Raw genomic sequence first — 18,718 nt, forward strand, 5'->3', positions numbered from 1 at the left:
CTGTACAGCAAGCCCCCCTTCCTGAGACTCAGACAAGGAGGGGAGACCAGGAAATCCTTTAGTGCCAATGCCTTGAGGAAAAGTAGCCCCTATGATCAGAAATACTTAATTTCTTTATTTTATTTTATGGATTTGCAGAGAATTTGCTATAGTTATCTTAGCGATAGGGAAATACCCCGTCGTCATACAGTACTCTTCATGAGTCGTTCCTTGCCCGCGCTTAACCCTTTTTCGTATTTTTTCCATGAGTCACCGCATCAACTATCAGCCTATTGTTCTGGCACTCACAGCAACGTTGCTTGTAGCCGGTCTTTTTTACCTGCCTTACCTTGCGGTGCGCTCAAAGACCATTGAGAATTTTCACAACCAACAGGTCATCCTTGCTCGTCAGGCCTCAACCGAGTTCCAGGGATATTTCTCAACTTATGAAAAAGCGCTCATGTACCTGAGCCAGCAGCCATCGATTCAACAGCTTGATGAGAGTGGTAAAGGACTTTTGCGCGAGTTTTACTCGTTTCACCCGGAAGATCTCAACTCCATTCTCTACCTCGATCCTTCGGACCAACCTCTTTTTGTTCATCCTGCACAAACCAGCGCAGAGAACACTACCGGCCTCTGTTCCGGCATGCACCACCAGAGCTTTGTTGAAATCGGGGAGCTTGACAGAACGTCCAATGGGCCACCTCACCTGGCTCTCATGGCCCCCATGGTCAAAGGAAAGTCATTTTTTGGCTGCCTGGCCTTTCCTTTCCCCTATCAAAAAATTGCAGAACAGGCCCTTGGACAAATCATTGTTCACCAACATGGTTATGTGCTGCTCTTCAGCCAGACTGGCAGTATCCTGCATGGCCCGAACCCAGGCCTCTTGGGCAAGCAATCCGAGGACCTTCATGGGGAGGAGGATGAACTCCAACTACTCAGTCGTGCGATTGACAAGGGAACAAACCAACTGCTCAAACTCAGCAGCTCACTCCTACCGCAATCGAAATCAATAGGCCCCATGTATGCGGTGCTTTACCCGGTCCGCCTGTCTCATGGAAAATCCTGGTCGATTTTGCTTGTCACCCCGGAAAAAGAGGTTTTGGGGGCCATGGCGGAATTTCGCTCGCAATGGCTCCTGGTCACCAGTGTTGCCGTGGTGGCGGTTGGTCTGCTGAGTTTTTTCCTCTGTGGAATTGTGGATGTTCGCAAGCAGGAACAGGAAAGACGGGCCATGGAGGAAAAGCTGGCCAAACTGTTGGATCTGGTTCCCATGGGAGTGGTGGTTCTTGATGCCCAGCAGAACATGATCTATGCCAATCTTGAGGCCACCCGTTTACTCGGCCAGGAAGAACAGCGAGCACTCATCGACCATCCCCTTGGCGACTACCTGCACCCAGATTGCCGCACTGCTGTGCTCGCCCAGATCCTGAGTCCTCTTCCAGATGAACGCATCTGCATAGAACATGCGACTCTCTGCACCGCCCAGGGAAAAGAATACGACATCTCTCTGACAGCAGCAGCCTCCACCATCAGCGCGCACCCTCAATGCATTGTTTTGCTCAGAGATATTACTGAAGAGCTGCGAGCGCTGGCCTGGCAACGAAGACTGGCCATGGCTGTGGATCAGGTCAAGGAAGCAGTTCTTATCGCCGCCGCCGACGGGAGCATCGAATACGTCAATATCTCTGTGGGCGAGATGACCGGATACAGCCGCGGTGAGTGCATGGGCAATCCGGTCAGCATGCTCTGGGCTAAAGAGCAAGATGCCCATTTTGAGCAGAAGATGGAAGATGTGGTCGCCCTTGGAGAGGTTTGGAGTGGACGGATTGTCAATCAACGGAAAAACAGCAGCCTCTTCGTTGCCGCGGCCACGATCTCTCCAGTGCGTGATGCCCAGGGGACCATTACCCATATCGTCCTGGTTCAGCGGGATATCACCCATGAAGTTGAGATAGATACCCGTATGCGCCAGGCCCAGAAGATGGAGGCCATTGGCACCCTGGCTGGCGGCATTGCCCATGACTTCAACAATATTCTGGGGGGCATCATCGGTTTTACCGACATGACCCTTTTACAGACAGAACCGGGGAGCGACCTGCACAGCAACCTGATGCATATTCGTCAGGGAGGAAAACGGGCAGCCGACCTGGTCCAACAGATCCTGACCTTCAGTCGGCAGTCAGCAGAAGAACTCTCCCCTATTATTCTGGCCCCCATTATCCAGGAAAGCCTCAGCTTGATGCGGGCAACCCTGCCCGCGACCATCGAAATTATCCAGAATATAGAGGCGGAAAAGGCCAAAGTGGTGGCGGCTCCTGTACAGATCCAGCAGATCGTCATGAACCTCTGTGCCAACGCCTTTTACGCCATGAAGGATACAGGCGGCAAACTGACCATCCGTCTCTACGAACAGAGCGGCAAACAGCTGGACAAGACTGAAAACCAGGATAAAACCTGGGCAATCCTGGTTGTTAAGGATACCGGCCAGGGGATGGAAAACGAGACCCTGCAACGGATATTCACACCCTTTTTCACCACCAAACAACCCGGAGAAGGCACGGGAATGGGTTTGAGCGTGGTCCATGGTATCGTCCGAGAGCTTGGCGGGGAGATCACCGTCCAGTCAGAACCGGACAGAGGGACTGTGTTCACCGTTCAGTTACCGATTGTGGCCCATAACGGCAACGGCAACCTGCTTGCCAGTGAAACTGCTCTGCCCCATGGGAAAGAACACATTTTAGTTGTGGATGACGAACAAGAAATTCGGGAGACCTGTCGCATGATGCTGGGGCATCTGGGATACACCATCACCACCACGGCCCATCCATTGGAGGTGTTGGATCTGATCGCAGCCTCCGAGCCTCCCGTCGACCTGGTTATTACCGATCAAACCATGCCCAAAATGACCGGGCTGGATTTGACCGAACAAATTCGCAATCAGCATCCCAAAATTCCTGTAATTCTCTGTACCGGCTACTCGGACCGGCTGAACTACGACATTGCCCGCGAGGCAGGAGCCTGTGATCTTTTGATGAAACCGGTGGACCTGCACGGTTTGAGTGTAGCGGTACGCGTTGCTCTGGAGATGACTCTTAAAATGGATACTTAAAGCTGCGAAGCACCATTGTCTCCAGAGACGACACAGGATTAACACTTGGATTTTTTGTATTCATCCTGTTCTTTTACCTTACCAGTCGCTATCATGCACTCTATCGAGCTAGCAGAAAATTTGACGAGGCACCCATAAGCTTCCCCTTGGCAAGTTTACGGCAAACACCACAGGGTGGGTGTCTTGAATAATTAGATTTTTCAATCAAGGTCAAGGCATGCGAAAAATTTTACCGCAGGCATATACATGATATCGGAGTCTTCGCTTACCTCCGAGGATAAAATTTTTCGCATAACGCCGAGATTGGCAGAAAAAGCAATTATTCAAGATGCCCCACAGACAAACACTCACTTTACCTAACCCAAATACGTTATGCACAAAGGCATCTTTCTTGGACTGGCGACCACAGATATCGTCTACTACGTCCCCCACCACCTCAATACAAACGAAAAATGCAAGGCAGAGCGACAGATCGCCTTTGCCGGTGGCCCGGCGACCAATGCGGCGGTAGCCTTTGCATCCTTTGAAAACGATGCCTTTCTCATCAGCGGACTTGGCCAACACTCCCTCGCCCAGGTAGCCAAGCATGACATATCGGATTACAAAGTCAACCTGATCGATTGCACCGACCAGCCTAAACGCCCTCCGGTGCTGGCTTCCATCATGGTGGACCTTTCCAATGGGGACCGGGCAGTGGTCTACTCCAACACAGACCTGCGCAAACTGCGCCATGACGCCGTCAACGAAACCACCTTGGAATATGCGGATCTGCTCATGCTTGACGGCTATTACCTGCCCCAGGCCATACAACTGGCCAAATGGGCGCAAATCATGGAGATTCCGGTAATCCTTGACGGCGGCAGCTGGAAGGAAGGCTTGGAAAAACTCCTCCCCCTGGTTGATTTTGCCATCTGCTCGGATAACTTCTTCCCACCAGGTTGCACTACGGCACAGGACGTACTCCACTCTCTCAATCAGGCGGGCATAAACCACATTGCCATCACCCGTGGTAGCGACGACATTCTGGCCTTTACCGAAGAGAGGACCGCACAGGTCCGGGTTCTGCCCATTAAACCAGTGGATACGCTTGGAGCCGGGGATATTTTTCACGGTGCCTTTTGCCATTACATTCTGGAGCGCAATGACTTTCTCATCAGCCTTGAGCTGGCTGGAGAAGTAGCCAGTCTCTCCTGCTCTTCACTGGGCCCCAGAGCCTGGATTGAACAGGCAAAGATTGCCTGAATCGATAGATGCTCACATATGTGGGTGATCTCTAGCGCTGACGGAAAGGTATCTGACAGTAATCAATCCCCCGCCTCGGAACAATACCGTGCTGCTTAAGAAACATTTTAAGTGAATTCATTGAGATATTCATATTGACGGTTGGGCCGAGATACAGGTGATCCATCACGGGCGGGTCGCTATCAAGCTCAAGGGAAAACTCGATATAAGGCACAAGCATGGCATGTCCCTCACGAAAAAGGATAGGAGCCTCTGCCGTGTTGGCGATCACCGGCGAGACGATACGCCACTCCTTCTCTTCACGAAAGGAGGGGTGCTTGAGAATGGCGGCTATACGCAACAGATCGATTTCAATGGAGGCAAAGGCCTTGCGGTAGAGGCGAGAGCGTTCGCTGGCCGATGAGGTGGTCCCAGCCTCTTTTTCGGCCAGTTGCTCCATCGCATCCAGCACCTGCTTGATCAGGGCACGCTGTCGATGGGGTTCATAGATACATTTGCCTATCATGAACTCCTGTTTACGCGCACAGCGAAGAATATGATCCGGGCAAAATCCCAGGCTCACCCCCTTACCAGGCGCACTGTAGCCACGCCACTGACTGAGCAGGTTGCCATGGGAGCGAAATGAGGCGCCAAAAAGCATATGGCCATTGGTTATACGATAAGCTACCCAGTCGGCAAATTGAGCCAGGAGGTTGCCATTGGTATGACCGCCGTGAATGCGCTCCTGCACCTCGGCCTTGATCAGGTCAGCGGTATGACGCAATTCTGCGGAATCATTCATATACCTGACATCGCTTGCCCAAATGGTTCGCGTTCCTACAATCCCCAGCAGCCCGGTGAAGGTGGTGTAATGGTAAAGCGTGGCCATGGGTATATCGGCATACAATTCCTGAGAAAGCGTATCTATCCCCTTCATATTCCGTATCTATCCTTGTATAATCGACCTGATTTCACGCGACAAACAGGCCATATCCTGGTTGAGATTTTCACCTTTTCTTGGTAGATAAAACAGTTTGATTTTGCATGGTGGTCGAGTCTTTTTTCTCCCTCAGCTCATCGTATACCGGTGTATTACTCGCACCTGCCTGCATTCCAGCACACAGTTTCTAATCGTCGGGTGTTTTTTTTAATTCCCCCGGCGTCCAATTCCTCTTACAAGGTAGCTTATCCGATGTATAGAAATTTCAAAATAGTCCCCAATATCATTTTTGGGCGTGGCTCTTTCAATCAGTTGGGTGACATCCTCAAACCCAAACGGGTCACTTCGGATTCTTACATGGTCTTCGTTCTCGACGATGTCTTCAAAGGCAAGACTCTGGAGAGCCGTCTCCCCATGGAAAACGGTGACCTGCTTTTGCTGGTCAATGTCGATGATGAACCCAAAACCGCCTATATCGACAAGCTGGTGGCCGAGGTCAAGGCTTTTAACGGCCGCCTGCCCGATGGTGTCATTGGTCTGGGTGGCGGAGCCACCATGGATATTGCCAAGGCTATCTCGCTCATGCTCACCAACCCCGGCGGTACGGCTGATTACCAGGGCTGGGATCTGATCAAAAACCCGGCGGTCTGGCATGCAGCAGTCCCCACCCTGGCTGGAACCGGCGCAGAGATTTCCCGCACCACCGTGCTCACCGGGCCAGAGAAAAAACTGGGTATCAACTCCGATTACACCCTCTATGATCAGATCCTTCTTGATCCGGAACTCTTGGCCGGTGTGCCCAAAAACCAGTGGTTTTTCACCGGCATGGACTGCTACATCCATGATGTGGAATCACTCCACGGAACCTACCTCAATGAGTTTTCCCGCGCCTACGGCGAAAAATCCATTGAACTCTGTCGCCAGGTCTTTCTGGATGATCATCCCGATAAAGACGACAAACTGATGATGGCCTCCTACTTTGGCGGCATGTCCATTGCTTACTCTCAGGTTGGCGCCTGCCATGCCCTCTCCTATGGACTCGCCTTTGTTCTTGGCACCCATCACGGCATCGGCTGCTGCATCACCTTTGACTATCTGGACGAGGTGTACCCGGAAGGTGTCAAAGAGTTTCGTGAGATGATGGCCAAACACGACATCAAACTGCCGCGCAATCTGACTGCGGGGCTTGATGATAAAGCCATGGACACCATGGCCAATGTGGCCCTGGGCCTTGCACCGCTTTGGGAAAACTGCTTTGGCAAAGACTGGCAACAGATCATGACCAAAGAACGTGTTTTGGAAATGTATCGCAAGATGTAAATTTCAGTTTCAATAAATTTAAAAGGCCCTGTTGCTGATAAAGCAACAGGGCCTTTTGTTTTTTGGGCGAGCAAGAAGGATTACCTGAATCCGTGAGCACGCGCCATCACGGATTCAGGGATTAATCAGGAAGCACTCTTAGCAATTCAGCTCCCTTGTCATACTTAAGCAGGTACTCCCCAATCGTGGTAAAGGTGGCGGTGACGGCATCACCGGGTTGGTCAGAAAGACTGACCTCACTCGTGAACCAGGAGCCTAGAAGCAGTTTAAACGGGTTGACATTAACCTGCTGTGCCTGAAAATAATCCCTCTCATTCATCTTGATGCGGGTAATATCATCGGTCTGATAGATCGCCGCATTGATCACATCAAGCACGAATTCAGTACAGTTCTGCCGCCCCAGGGTAAAAGGATTGGCAATGACTGAATAGTGCGAGTCATGAAGTGCACCATAGGTCGGTGAAGTAATGGTGGCCAGCAACCTCTGTTGTAGCTTGGGGGAAGGGAGAATAAGTCCCGCCTCAAGCTCAGCTACTCCGGCGAAAAAATCTGGTGGGAAATCTGTTACCAGGTCACTGACATCAGGCTGATCTGCCCGCTGATACAGATTATAGATGGCATACCCTGGCAATTGCCGCCCATCTTTTGTGGTAATGGTTGAATAGACGGCAAAGGCCGTATGCGTATAGACCATCCCCTGGGGCATCTCCGAAGCCGGTCGGCCCTTTCGGGCCAGGATGGCCACATAGGCCCCTTTCTTGGCCATGACCGTTTCTACCTTTTTAGCAAAACGAACAATTTGCTCTGGGCTATACTGCAAGCTCTCTTTGGTCGCGCTGCTGGAAACGCTAAAACCATTTGAGCCAGATGCTGCCCAGATAAGGGAATGAGAGAGCAAGCAGAATGCCAATATGAAGCCACTGAAAATCTTTGCCACCATGAGTTCCCCCTGGATTACGGTTGATCGAGTGCCTGATCCGGCGGAACAGTGATAACGGATTCCTTGGTCAGGGGTAATTCTTGGGCAGGTGCAGAGGCTGCCTTTTCCAGGGTAGCGGCCGCTGATTTTGAGCCCTTCCCCACAGTCGTCAAAGACACGCCACTCGCTGCCATGGGGACGGCAGAAACCGCCGATGTCACCTGGCCCGAACCGACCAACGCATGAGCGGCACTGCCACTGGCATGAGCGCTGGCAGCTCCAGACTCCTTGACCGCCTGGGCAGAATGATGGGTTGCCTGATTGGAGGTCGCACAACTCCAGGCAGCAAATCCAAGACAAAACACACCAACAAGAACAACTGATTTCATAATAGCCTCACTCTGTTTTTTTTTACAAAATTCACCTTTGGGCGTAGCGAAATGTATGGACTCAAGGGTGTCTTGAATAATTAGATTTTTCAATCAAGATCAAGGATTGCGAACAATTTTACCGCAGGCATATACAAGATATCGGAGTCTTCGCTTACCTCCGAGGATAAAATTTTTTTGCATGACGAGGTAAGCGCCAGACTCCGCGAGATTGGCAGAAAAAGCAATTATTCAAGATGCCCTCAACTTGTGCCTGTCCAGAAATAAGGATTTTGTTCAAGTTCAGGTAAACGCAGACTCTGAAAAGACCATTTCTGGATGGGCACCAACTTACTCTTTTCCAACCGGCAACAGCCCTTCATCCTGCGCCAGCAATGCGGCAAATTCATCTGCTGGCAGCGGTCGGCTGGCCAGATATCCCTGAACAATAGTCTCTTTGCTCATCATTTCAAGTAAAGCAAGCTGCTCTGCGGTCTCCACCCCTTCAGCCACAATGACGAGGTTCAGCGTTTGCGCCAGAGAAACGATGGCCTTGGCAATAGCCTGGCTATCGCTGTCGTTTTCCAAATCCTTAACAAAAGAACGGTCTATTTTCAGGCCATCCAAGGGCAAACGTTTGAGATAGGAAAGCGATGAATAACCGGTGCCAAAATCATCCAGATAAAATTTCCCGCCGAGTTGACGAAGTTCTTCAAGCGTTGCCTGGGCCTTGACAATATCTTCCATGAGGATGGATTCTGTGATTTCAAAATAAAGACGCCCTCCTCGCAGTCCCGTTGTCAACAACACCTCGCGCAGCAGGTTGGTTAACTCCTGGCCCACAAACTGACGAGAAGAAATATTGACGGAAATATCGAGTTCATACCCTTGATCCTGCCACTGCTTGGCCTGACGGGCTGCCGTCCGCACCACCCAGGCGCCCAAGGGTAAAATAAGCCCTGATTCTTCGGCCAGCGGTATAAACTCCACCGGTGAAATCAGTTGCCCCTCACTGCGCCAGCGAACCAGGGCCTCGGCTCCGATAATCGTATTGGTGGCGCAATGCACCTGGGGTTGATAATGCAGCTCAAACTCCTCGGCTTCGATCCCCTTGCGCAGCTTGGCTTCTAAAGAGATGCGCCGGTGCGCCTTGGAATCCAGTTCCGGAGTAAAATACTGAAAGTTATTTCTCCCCAGATTCTTCGCCCGGTACATGGCCATATCCGCATTTTTGATCAAGACCTCCGCATTCTCCCCATCTTCCGGCGCGATCGTAATGCCGACACTGGCCGTAACGAAAAACTCCACGCCCTCATGAAAAAAGGGCTTTTCAAAACACGCAAGCAATCGCAGGGCCACGGTGCTGACGTCGTCGACCTCCTCGATATCGCTTACAAGCACTAAAAATTCGTCGCCCCCCTGCCGGGACAGGGTATCCCCTGCACGTAAGGCGTCTTTGAGCCGAGAAGACAGTTCAACCAAAAGGTCATCACCGGTGGTGTGACCGAAACCATCGTTGATATGTTTAAAATTATCCAGATCAAGAAAAATCAGTGCAACCCGCTGGTGGTTGCGGTCCATGCGTTTGAGCGCTTCCCGCAAGCGATCATTGAGAAGAAAGCGATTGGGCAGCCCGGTGAGCGCATCATGCTGTGCCTGGTGTTCAAGGGCCTCCTGCTGATGTTTCAACTCTGTGATATCATGAAAGATAGAAACAAAATTGGTAATGCGCCCCCTGGGATCATAAATGGCGTTAATCGTGAGCCACTCCGGATAAATTTCCCCGTTCTTCCGCCGATTCCAAATCTCACCTGCCCAGTGCCCCTTTTGAAGCAGCTCCTGCCACATGGATTCGTAAAATGGGAGAGGATGATGATTTGATTTGAGTATTCGTGGATTTTCACCAATCACCTCCTGAGCCTCATAACCGGTAATAGCGGTGAATGCTTGATTTACCTGAAGGATAGAACCTTCACTGTCGGCAACCACGATCCCTTCAATAGACTGCTCAAAAACCTTGGCAGCAAAGACCAGGTCTTCCTCGGCTTTTTTGCGTTTGGTGATATCGCGGATAATGGCCAGGCTGGTATGGGCACGCTCTCCCTGCTGCCAGAGGGCAGAGACAGAAAGGATAACCCAAACCACGGATCCGTCTTTATGCTGGTAGCGTTTTTCCACCGTGAATTCCCGAATCGTCCCCTTAATCAGCTCACGGCGCTGCTCTACATCAAGGTCCAGGTCTTCAGCCACAGTGACATCGCGAAAGGTGAACTGCTGCATTTCCTTTTCCGTGTAGCCGACAATCTCGCAGTAGCGCTGATTCACCTCTAAAAAGCGCCCACTATAAGCGTCGACCTGGGCCACGCCCACACTGGCCAACTCGAAAAATGAGCGAAATTTCTGTTCACTCACACTCAACGCATGGGTTCGTTTATCAACCTCGCTATTGAGACGCTTGGTAAAAAACAGAAGAAGGATCCCCCCTCCACTGCCAACAAGTAAAGCAATGGACAATCCGCCAAGCAGCAGAATATTCCTGCTGTGTTTTTGTTTCTGCAACTCCTGAAGAATTTCAGAATAGAGAAAATCGTGGAGTGAGTACTCTTCGGGAAGCATCCCTAACCGCACATAGGTTTCTGCAATAAAACGCCAACGCTCTCGACTCATATAGCCAATCTCAACCAGGTTGGGTTGAATCAGCTCGCGCATGGTACGAGCTTCATAAAGCAGTTGGTCGATGGATTTTTGCTGCGAATATTCATCACAGATAAGCTGTGCAATCTCTTTTGGGTGTTCCAGGGCATAACGCCACCCTCTTCGTACGGCCTGAAGGAAATGCTCTGTTCGCTCAGGATGCCGACGAATCTCCTGCTCTGTGGTGACAAGGCAGTCCCCATAAAAATCGATGCCATAGTCAACCGGCTTCAGCACCACCGGGTCTACGCCACGTTGTTGTAACACATAGGGCTCATTGGTGAGGTACGCGGTCTGCACATCTACCTTGCCGTTGATGAGATCCTCCAGATTCCAGCTATGGTCCACAGAACGCACGGACTCCAGGCTCACACCACTGGCAACCAACATGGCCAGATTTTCTGCATCCCTGTCTGCAGTGAACATAATTTTTTTACCGCGCAGATCCTGAGGGACCTGAATGCCATGGCCGCGGACACCCATGAAAATGGAAGCAGAATGTTGAAAAATTGAGGCTAATGCGACAAAGGGCCTGCCCTGATTCCGCTCGATCAAGACCACCGGTGACATCACCGCATAGTTGGCCTTTCCCTCCATGAGCACATCTGCTGGTCTGAGTTCAGGCTCGGCTGCAAGCAATGTAACATCCAATCCGGCATCCCTGAAGAAACCCTTTTTTTGAGCGGCATAGTAACCGGCAAACTGAAACTGATGCATCCATTTGAGCTGAAGTCGCACCTTTTCCAGTGGTGGTTCTTTCGCATAGGCCGCTTTTACCCAATCGGCCGTTCCACAGCCCAGAGCAATGAGCAGCATAGAGGTAACGAAAAAACGCTGAATATATTGACGCAATAACGAAAAAAAAGAATGCATTGAGATCTGTGAGCTGGAATGTCGTCTTAAAAACTAAATCTTGAGAAAACAGGGTGATATAAAAAGATCGTATCAGTTGCCCAACAACAGCTCAAGGCGAAAGGGTATTTTTAGAAAAAAAGAGAAATTGGCCAGAAAATCCCCCTGATTCGGGACGACAAGCGGAGAAATTCCGGCACCACCAGAACGGTGGTGCCGTGGAAGATCGTTCAGATCAGACCTTAAACCGTCCGACCAAATCCTGCAGTTTACTGGAAAGAGCGGAGAGCTCTTCAGATTTTTCATTGACCTGACCAATGGAGACCGAAGCTTTCTGGACGGACTCGTTGACCTCGGTTATCTCACTGGTAATCGAACCAATGACCACCGAGCCCTGACTTACGTTTTGATTCACTTCCTGAATACCGGCTGAGGTCTGGGAAATATTGTCGGCAATCTCCTGAGTTGTGGTCGCCTGGCCTTCCACCTCTCCGGCTATCGAGGCGACATTCTCGCTGACATTATTAAAAATATCGAGAATCTGCCCGACCTCACTCACCGTATCATCGGTAGCTCGTTGAATGTTTTCAATCTGAGACTGCACAATTTGGGTGGCCTCGGCGGTCTGCTTGGCAAGTTCTTTAACCTCTGAAGCGACAACGGCAAATCCCTTGCCTGCCTCACCGGCACGGGCAGCCTCAATGGTTGCATTGAGTGCCAGCAGGTTGATCTGATCCGAAATATCCGAAATCACCTCGGTTACCTTACTTATTTCCAGGGTGCTCTGGCCCAGGTGTCCCAGTTTTTCAGAGACTTCACCCGCTTTTGCTACCGCTGATTCCGAGATGGCCCGCGAATTTTCCGCCTTCTGGGCAATCTCCCGAATCGTCTGAGTCATGTCATCGGTAGCTGTGGAGACCATATTGACATTGGTGGCCGCCTCTTCACAGGCTGAGGCAACACCGCTCATGGAGACATCCATCTCCTCGGCACCGGTAGCCACTGAGCGGGAGCGTTCCGCCATGGCCTCGGCCCCCTGCTTCATCTCGCCGGCAATGTTGGAAAGGATATTGGAGGAATTGTTGAGCGAGCCCGCATCATCGACAATCTGCGCGATCATATCCTGCAGCTTATCCATAAAAAGGTTGAACCAAGTCGCCATTTCACCGACTTCATCCTTTACCTTGATATCAAGCCGCTTGGTGAGATCGCCCTCTCCTTCGGCAATGTCTTTGAGCATATCAACGGTGTGGCGGATCGGACGGACAATACCACCTGAGGCATACCAGAGCAGTGCAATGGCTAAGACACAGATCAGCCCACCAGCTCCTGTCAGCATATACATGGAGGTTTTGCCAGCGCTGGTCAGTTCCTGGTCAAGGGCAATGGCATCGGCAAGGACCGTATCCTGCTTAATGCGAATAAGCACCGACCAGGGTTTTCCTGTCCGCCCGAGTTCAATCGGGGCAAAGACCTCAAACTGACCATTCTTCTCATTGAGGTTGGCGACATTGTTTCCTGCCTGAATTTCACGAATCATCTGATCCGCGCCCTCAGGTATGACGTTTTTCAGGGGGCCACCGACCAGGTCCGCTTTCTCACTATGGGCAACGATAAGCCCCATATTGGAGACAATGATAATTTCGCCCTGCCCCTCGAAGAGTTCCTTGTCCACATTCTGTGCAAGTTCCTGCACAAAATCGAGATTATAGTCGGATCCTGCCACCCCATAAAATTTATTGTCCACCATGATCGGTACGGATAAGGTGGCCAGCCAGACCTGCTTGCCCTGAACAATATAGGGTAAGGGACCAAGCACACTCTCATTATGATTCTCTTTGGGATTGATGTACCAACCACCTTTCAACACGCCGTTGGGATGGCGATCACGGGTATCGTACTCAACCAGGGGCTGAACAGCGATGTTCCCCTTGTCATCCCTGTTCCAGTAGGGAGTAAACCTTCCGGTGAATTTGTTGTTGCCATCACGGCCCGTACGGAAATCACTGTCCCGCCCATCAATGGCGTCCGGTTCCCAACAGGAATACGTTCCATTGAAGTTGGGATTATCGTGTAATACTTTGAGTAGAATTGCGTTAACCTGGTCACGTCCGACTTCCAGGCCGCTATTGTCCCGCTGTTTGGCCAAAGAGAAGACATCGGCCATTGTCCGGGCCGAATCCATGGCCACATCAAATTCGGCCCGAATTTTTCCAGCATAGTCACTGGCAAGACTTTTCAACCCATCCAGCGATCGTGTTTCCAATAACTTGGAGACACGTTCATTTACATGCTTTTGGCTCGATCGCGCAGTGTAGAGGCTATAGCCAACCAACACTGCGGATGAGACAATCAGACATGCGCCGGCAAGCCCGGCAATTTTAGTGCGAACGGACGTCAACTGCATACTCCCTCCTTTGTCGTCATGTCGAGTTCTGCACAACGCACGTGACGACCTCTGCATTGTTCTTCCCCAAGGGGACATGTTCTTTGTGGCAACATGCTTACTACATTTATGTTCTCCTTTTCGTAGTATACGGGCTCGACTTCGATAACAAAGGAGTAATTATTTCTCTATTCACAAAAACAAAATAACCCCTTTACATTGCAGTAATTATTGATGCATTTTTTTTAATTCTCGCCTAAATCCCCCTGTAAATTCGATGGGTTACATTGACCCACCCACCTCTTTACACGTGTCAATTTGCCTCAGAAAGGCCTTCAAGGGAACACATACTCTTTGGCTTAGATGCCCCACCAACCAGTCGAAATAATGAGCCCTCCATTGCAGTCAATGCATTGGAAATAGAAAATTGAGGTAGCTAAAATATCGAATTTTCCTATTTGGAAAAACGGATACTTCAGAGTAAATTTTGTTATTCATCTTGAATATTATCTGAATTCGTAAATGCAGCGCGCTGCAATCACGACTTCAGGGTGTCTTGAATCATTAGATTTTTCAATCAAGCCCAAGGATTGCGCAAAATTTTACCGCAGGCATATAACTGATATTCCGAGGATAAAATTTTAAGCATGACGAGGTAAGCGCCAGACTCCGCGGGATTGGCAGAAAAAGCAATTATTCAAGATGCCCTTCAGGAGTTAGCCAGCCATGCCGTTACCCCGACCGTTTTCCAGCATATACAGCTTCTCTTTGTTTCCTCATCAAGGCACCCTGTTGAGCGGTCTGCGTTGGCTTTTAGCGCTGGTCTTTATCTATTCTGGAGCTGTTAAGATTATTGATCCGCCCCGCTTTGCCCAGATCATTGACGGTTTTGGCCTGCTCCCCTACCCTCTGCTACTGCCAGCGGCAATTGTCCTCCCTCTTTTGGAACTGATTGCCGGTGTGGGGCTGCTGTTCAACAAACGTGGAAGCCTCACGGCCATAGCCTCAATGCTGGTGCTGTTCATGGCCGTGCTCGCCTATGGCATTCACCTGGGATTGGACATCGACTGCGGTTGCTTTGGCCCGGAGGATCCTGAACAGGCCTATAAAGGTTTGAAGGCGGCTTTTGCGCGGGACACGGTAATGATGTTCATTGTGATTTTTTTATACTGGCAGCGGCGGACAACCACGCTTTGCCATACCAAGAAAAAGACCAAGGGAGCCCCTGAATAGAGAGCATATCTCAGCTCCCCGTCATAAACAGATGAGAGGAAAAATGATGCACACCAGCAAAAAACTGACTGCATGCCTGATTGCCGGGCTGATGCTTTTGGGATTCACCACTTCTGCCTCGGCTTCCTTATTTGGGGAAGATAAATTTCAGCAGGAAGTCAGCAAAGAGAAGGCAGCTGTCAAGCTGACTCGAGAAGTTAAACAGGGTGGGTACGATGTGGTTACAACCGCGGAACTCAAGGCGATGATGGATGCGGGCACCGACATGCTCATCATCGATACCATGCCGTACGAGGCCTCCTACCTGAAAAATCATGTCCCGGGGGCAAAGCAGTTTCTTTTTCCCATTCCTGATATGAACGAGTGGGACAGCAAAGAAACGGACGGAAAAAGCAAAGAAGATTATGAAAAACTACTGGGGCCAGACAAGGACAAAACCATCGTGGTTTACTGCGGCTTTGTCAAATGTACCCGGAGTCACAACGGTGCTATGTGGGCAAAAAAACTTGGTTACACCAAAGTTTACCGTTATCCCGGCGGCATCTTTGCCTGGAAAGGGGCCGAGTATCCGGTTGAATCGGCTAAATAAAGGATACGTATGTACTGCTGGGGAATTCCCCTCCCCAGCAGTACAGCTCTTCTTCGAACAACCATCACTGTGACGAAGCAGCTATGGACAGCAACACGGCATCATCCTCTTTGCCACAGAACGCCACACCTCTTCGCACACGGCTGAGAAAAAGCCTCAAGGAAATCGAGGAGCAGTGCACGGACTGCGGCGCCTGCATGCGGCATTGCGCCTTCCTCAAACAGCATGGTTCTCTTCTGACTCTTGTCCGACAACTTGAACTGAGTACTCCCGAACAAGTCCAGATAAGTTTTGGCTGTAGCCTTTGTGGCCTCTGTACAACTGTTTGCCCGCAAAAACTTGATCCCTGTGGGCTCTTTCTGGACCTGCGCCGCCATAGGGCGGCCATGGCGCCACTGGAACTGACTCCTTACAAGGCCCTTCTTTTCTATGAGAGGTTGGGGGCCTCCAAACTGTTCTCTTTATTTCACCTGCCCCCAGGCTGTACCACCATCTTTTTTCCGGGATGCGCCCTTCCCGGCACCCGCCCTGCGGTCACCCACCGTCTCTTTGCACATCTACAGTCACAGAATAAAAACCTTGGTTTGGTACTCACCTGCTGCACCAAGCCATCCCATGACTTGGGCCGCAGTGATGTTTTTCAAAACAACTTTCAGGCAATAAAAAAGCGGCTGCTGACACACCACATTACCACAGTGCTCACCGCCTGCCCCAACTGTACGGCCATATTTCGCCAATATGCGCCGGAACTGTCCACGGAAAATATTTTTTCTCTGCTGGCTGAATTCGTCCCCGCCCCTATCGACAATCCTCACAAGCATCAGGAGGTCGTAGTGCACGATCCCTGCCCCTTACGAGGGGATCGACAAAGCCAGGAAGCCGCGCGCACGATTGTCTCGCAGTTGGGCTACACCATCCGCCCTATGGCGCACCAGCAGAACAAAACCCTGTGCTGCGGAGAAGGAGGCGCGGTGGGATGCGTCCAGCCACAGTTGGCCACCTCCTGGACCCAAAAACGCATTGCCCAGGCACAAGGCCGCACGATCATCACAACCTGCGGCGGGTGTAGTGCCATGTTTGCCCGGTTTACCGCAGTTCTTCATTTGGCGGATCTTCTTTTTGGCAAATATGTGGGCAACAGCCCCCAGCCCAAAATATCCAAGCCCCCCATGACCTACCTCAACCGGTTGCTCCTCAAGTTGCGATACTCATGGCGCGTATGGTGGCACAAAAAGGCAGGCGAAAATTGATCAAAAGCGAGGCATTCGCGCAACAGCACTGCAGTTCTGTTACAGAAATCCAACAATTTTCACCGCCCCCCTCCTGAAATAAGGCGTTAACCTACTTTTCTGTTCGGAAAATCAGCATCCTGAAAACTTGCTACTCACCACAGAAAATCCCCGAAAACGCTGAGGAACTCACCTCCGCAACTTGCCCAATCCTGGGTAGCCTCCATATTGCTCAAGCCTATCGAACAGCAAAGTGGCATTAAAGTTGGTGCTTCTCTACCACTATGCTTTTTCCCATCAATACAGGAGGCGCAGTATGTCACCCCAGATGAACAAGCAAGAGCATCCCGGAAGCCTGTTAATGCACCACTATTTTATTCCCAGGAACCTCACTATTTATCGTGTAGCCAAAGACACCGGCATAGATAAGGTGGCCATGGCCCGTCTTCTCTGCGGCAAGGAAAAGCTCCAAATCAAAGAGGCAGTGCTGCTTGCCCGCTATTTTGGTGAACAGGACGACTTCTTTGCCAGCCTCCAGCTCCAGCATGATATTCGTTTGGAACAACAACGTATGCGGGCAAACTGACACCTTGTATGAATCCGTGAGCGAGCTGCCGTTGAGAAGTCATCTGTTTTGGGCAGCAACTCCTTTCTCTTCACTTCGGCTCAGCCCAGGCAGCAACAACCAGAGCACCAGCCCACCTCCGCCGCTGGCAAGTGCAATCATGGCGATGACGTGAATGGTGTTACGCCAGTCCAGGGCAATAAACCACATGGCGATGGCCCCCATCATAAAGAAAAGAAAAACCATCAGCGATGAGGCTGCCCCTGCCCCCTGGTCAACCTGCTCCAGCACGAGGTGATTACTGGTCGGTCGAGTGAGCCCAAAACAGAATGAGGCAATGGCCATGGGCAGGGCAAGCCCCCAGGGGCCAGGGATAATGTCCGCTCTCATCACCCCGCCACTGACCAGAATCCCGGCAAAACCAATGGTCAACAGGGAGCGTGCAGGCAGGATTTTTTGCATCTTGGAACAGGAGAAAGCACCCGCCATGATAGCCATGGCGTTAAAGGCGAAAAAGTAGCTGAACACCTGCTCGGACATGCCAAATTCCTTGATGTAGATATTGGCGGCTGAGCCGATAAAGGAAAAATGGGGCAGGACAACGATCGAAAAAAGGACCACCAGCATTACATATTTTTTGTTTCCCAGCAGCCGCAGGTACATTCTGCCCATGGAAAGTAACACATTGCCTTGCGCATATTCTCGAAGCGGCTCCTGAAGCCGAAGCACCCCACCAAGGGCTGCCAGGCCCAATAGTGCCTGCACAAAAAAGACCCAGTGCCAGGAAAGCCAGGTCATAATCTGCCCACCGATCACCGGCGCCAACATGGGGGCCAGGGCCATGATAATGGCCATATAGGCAAGAATGCGCTGTCGTTCCCTTCCTGTAAAGAGATCCTTGGTAATCGCCATGGAGATGACCACACCTGAAGAAGAGCCAATCCCCTGCAAGACCCGCAAAACGATCAGACTCGTAATATCGTTGACAAAGCCGCTTAAAACGCTGGCAATCACATAGAGACTTACACCAACAATCAGTGGTGGTTTACGTCCAAACCGATCCGATATCGGCCCGTACAAGAGCAGACTGAGGCAGTAGCCGATAAAAAATCCAGACAGAGTCAGGTTGACCACATTTTGGGGCTGATTCCAGAGTTTTTGCAACAGCGGCAACGCAGGAAGGTACATATCCGTCGACAGAGGCGGAAAGGCTGAGAGCAGTGTGAGCAGGCCTATAATTTTCATGGTACTCAGATTCATCGGCAACATCCTTAGAGGTAAAATATACCTGAACCCACTCCGCCGGCTGGT

13 protein-coding genes are annotated in these 18,718 nt (G+C 50.9%); 7 read left to right on the top strand and 6 right to left on the bottom strand.

What is annotated here, in order from left to right; translation table 11 throughout:
• The first annotated feature begins 244 nt into the window (after positions 1-244).
• Positions 245-3,091, top strand: coding sequence for a PAS domain-containing protein (locus tag JWJ90_RS04065; RefSeq protein ID WP_205225918.1), 2,847 nt, complete (start codon positions 245-247; stop codon positions 3,089-3,091).
• Between the two features lie 372 nt (positions 3,092-3,463).
• Entirely contained in the window at positions 3,464-4,333 is an 870-nt protein-coding gene (locus tag JWJ90_RS04070; protein WP_205225919.1) for a PfkB family carbohydrate kinase, read from the top strand.
• A 31-nt stretch (positions 4,334-4,364) separates the two neighbouring features.
• Here JWJ90_RS04070 and JWJ90_RS04075 read toward each other — a convergent pair whose 3' ends face one another.
• A complete protein-coding gene (locus JWJ90_RS04075) occupies positions 4,365-5,249 on the bottom strand; it encodes a DUF2971 domain-containing protein (RefSeq protein ID WP_205225920.1) in 885 nt (294 codons plus the stop codon).
• Positions 5,250-5,504: 255 nt separating this feature from the next.
• Between JWJ90_RS04075 and JWJ90_RS04080 the strand changes: the two genes are divergently transcribed.
• A complete protein-coding gene (locus JWJ90_RS04080) occupies positions 5,505-6,572 on the top strand; it encodes an iron-containing alcohol dehydrogenase family protein (RefSeq protein WP_205225921.1) in 1,068 nt (355 codons plus the stop codon).
• A gap of 121 nt (positions 6,573-6,693) precedes the next feature.
• Here the strand turns inward: JWJ90_RS04080 and JWJ90_RS04085 are convergent, their stop codons facing one another.
• The 4 genes from JWJ90_RS04085 to JWJ90_RS04100 form a co-directional block, all read right to left on the bottom strand.
• Positions 6,694-7,512, bottom strand: coding sequence for a DUF2145 domain-containing protein (locus JWJ90_RS04085; protein ID WP_205225922.1), 819 nt, complete (start codon positions 7,510-7,512; stop codon positions 6,694-6,696).
• A 14-nt stretch (positions 7,513-7,526) separates the two neighbouring features.
• Positions 7,527-7,880, bottom strand: coding sequence for a hypothetical protein (locus tag JWJ90_RS04090; protein WP_205225923.1), 354 nt, complete (start codon positions 7,878-7,880; stop codon positions 7,527-7,529).
• Between the two features lie 330 nt (positions 7,881-8,210).
• Positions 8,211-11,426, bottom strand: a complete 3,216-nt coding sequence (locus JWJ90_RS04095) for an EAL domain-containing protein (RefSeq protein WP_205225924.1) — start codon at positions 11,424-11,426, stop codon at positions 8,211-8,213.
• A gap of 214 nt (positions 11,427-11,640) precedes the next feature.
• The gene (locus tag JWJ90_RS04100; protein WP_205225925.1) at positions 11,641-13,812 is read right to left on the bottom strand and encodes a methyl-accepting chemotaxis protein; all 2,172 of its coding nucleotides are present in this window, start codon (positions 13,810-13,812) and stop codon (positions 11,641-11,643) included.
• Between the two features lie 705 nt (positions 13,813-14,517).
• On the opposite strand from JWJ90_RS04100, the gene JWJ90_RS04105 reads away from it, so the two are divergent.
• From JWJ90_RS04105 to JWJ90_RS04120, 4 genes are all read left to right on the top strand, one after another.
• On the top strand, positions 14,518-15,024 hold the full coding sequence (locus JWJ90_RS04105; RefSeq protein ID WP_205225926.1) for a MauE/DoxX family redox-associated membrane protein: 507 nt from the start codon (positions 14,518-14,520) through the stop codon (positions 15,022-15,024).
• A gap of 91 nt (positions 15,025-15,115) precedes the next feature.
• Complete coding sequence (locus JWJ90_RS04110; protein WP_205225968.1) at positions 15,116-15,613, top strand: rhodanese-like domain-containing protein; 498 nt, start codon at positions 15,116-15,118, stop codon at positions 15,611-15,613.
• Between the two features lie 83 nt (positions 15,614-15,696).
• Entirely contained in the window at positions 15,697-16,863 is a 1,167-nt protein-coding gene (locus JWJ90_RS04115; protein ID WP_205225927.1) for a (Fe-S)-binding protein, read from the top strand.
• 295 nt (positions 16,864-17,158) lie between these two features.
• Positions 17,159-17,428, top strand: a complete 270-nt coding sequence (locus JWJ90_RS04120) for a helix-turn-helix transcriptional regulator (RefSeq protein WP_205225928.1) — start codon at positions 17,159-17,161, stop codon at positions 17,426-17,428.
• A 39-nt stretch (positions 17,429-17,467) separates the two neighbouring features.
• Here JWJ90_RS04120 and JWJ90_RS04125 read toward each other — a convergent pair whose 3' ends face one another.
• Entirely contained in the window at positions 17,468-18,667 is a 1,200-nt protein-coding gene (locus JWJ90_RS04125) for a multidrug effflux MFS transporter (RefSeq protein ID WP_205225929.1), read from the bottom strand.
• Between the last annotated feature and the right edge of the window lie 51 nt (positions 18,668-18,718).

It is taken from the genome of Desulfobulbus rhabdoformis, from assembly GCF_016919065.1.
Classification (GTDB): Bacteria; Desulfobacterota; Desulfobulbia; order Desulfobulbales; family Desulfobulbaceae; genus Desulfobulbus; species Desulfobulbus rhabdoformis.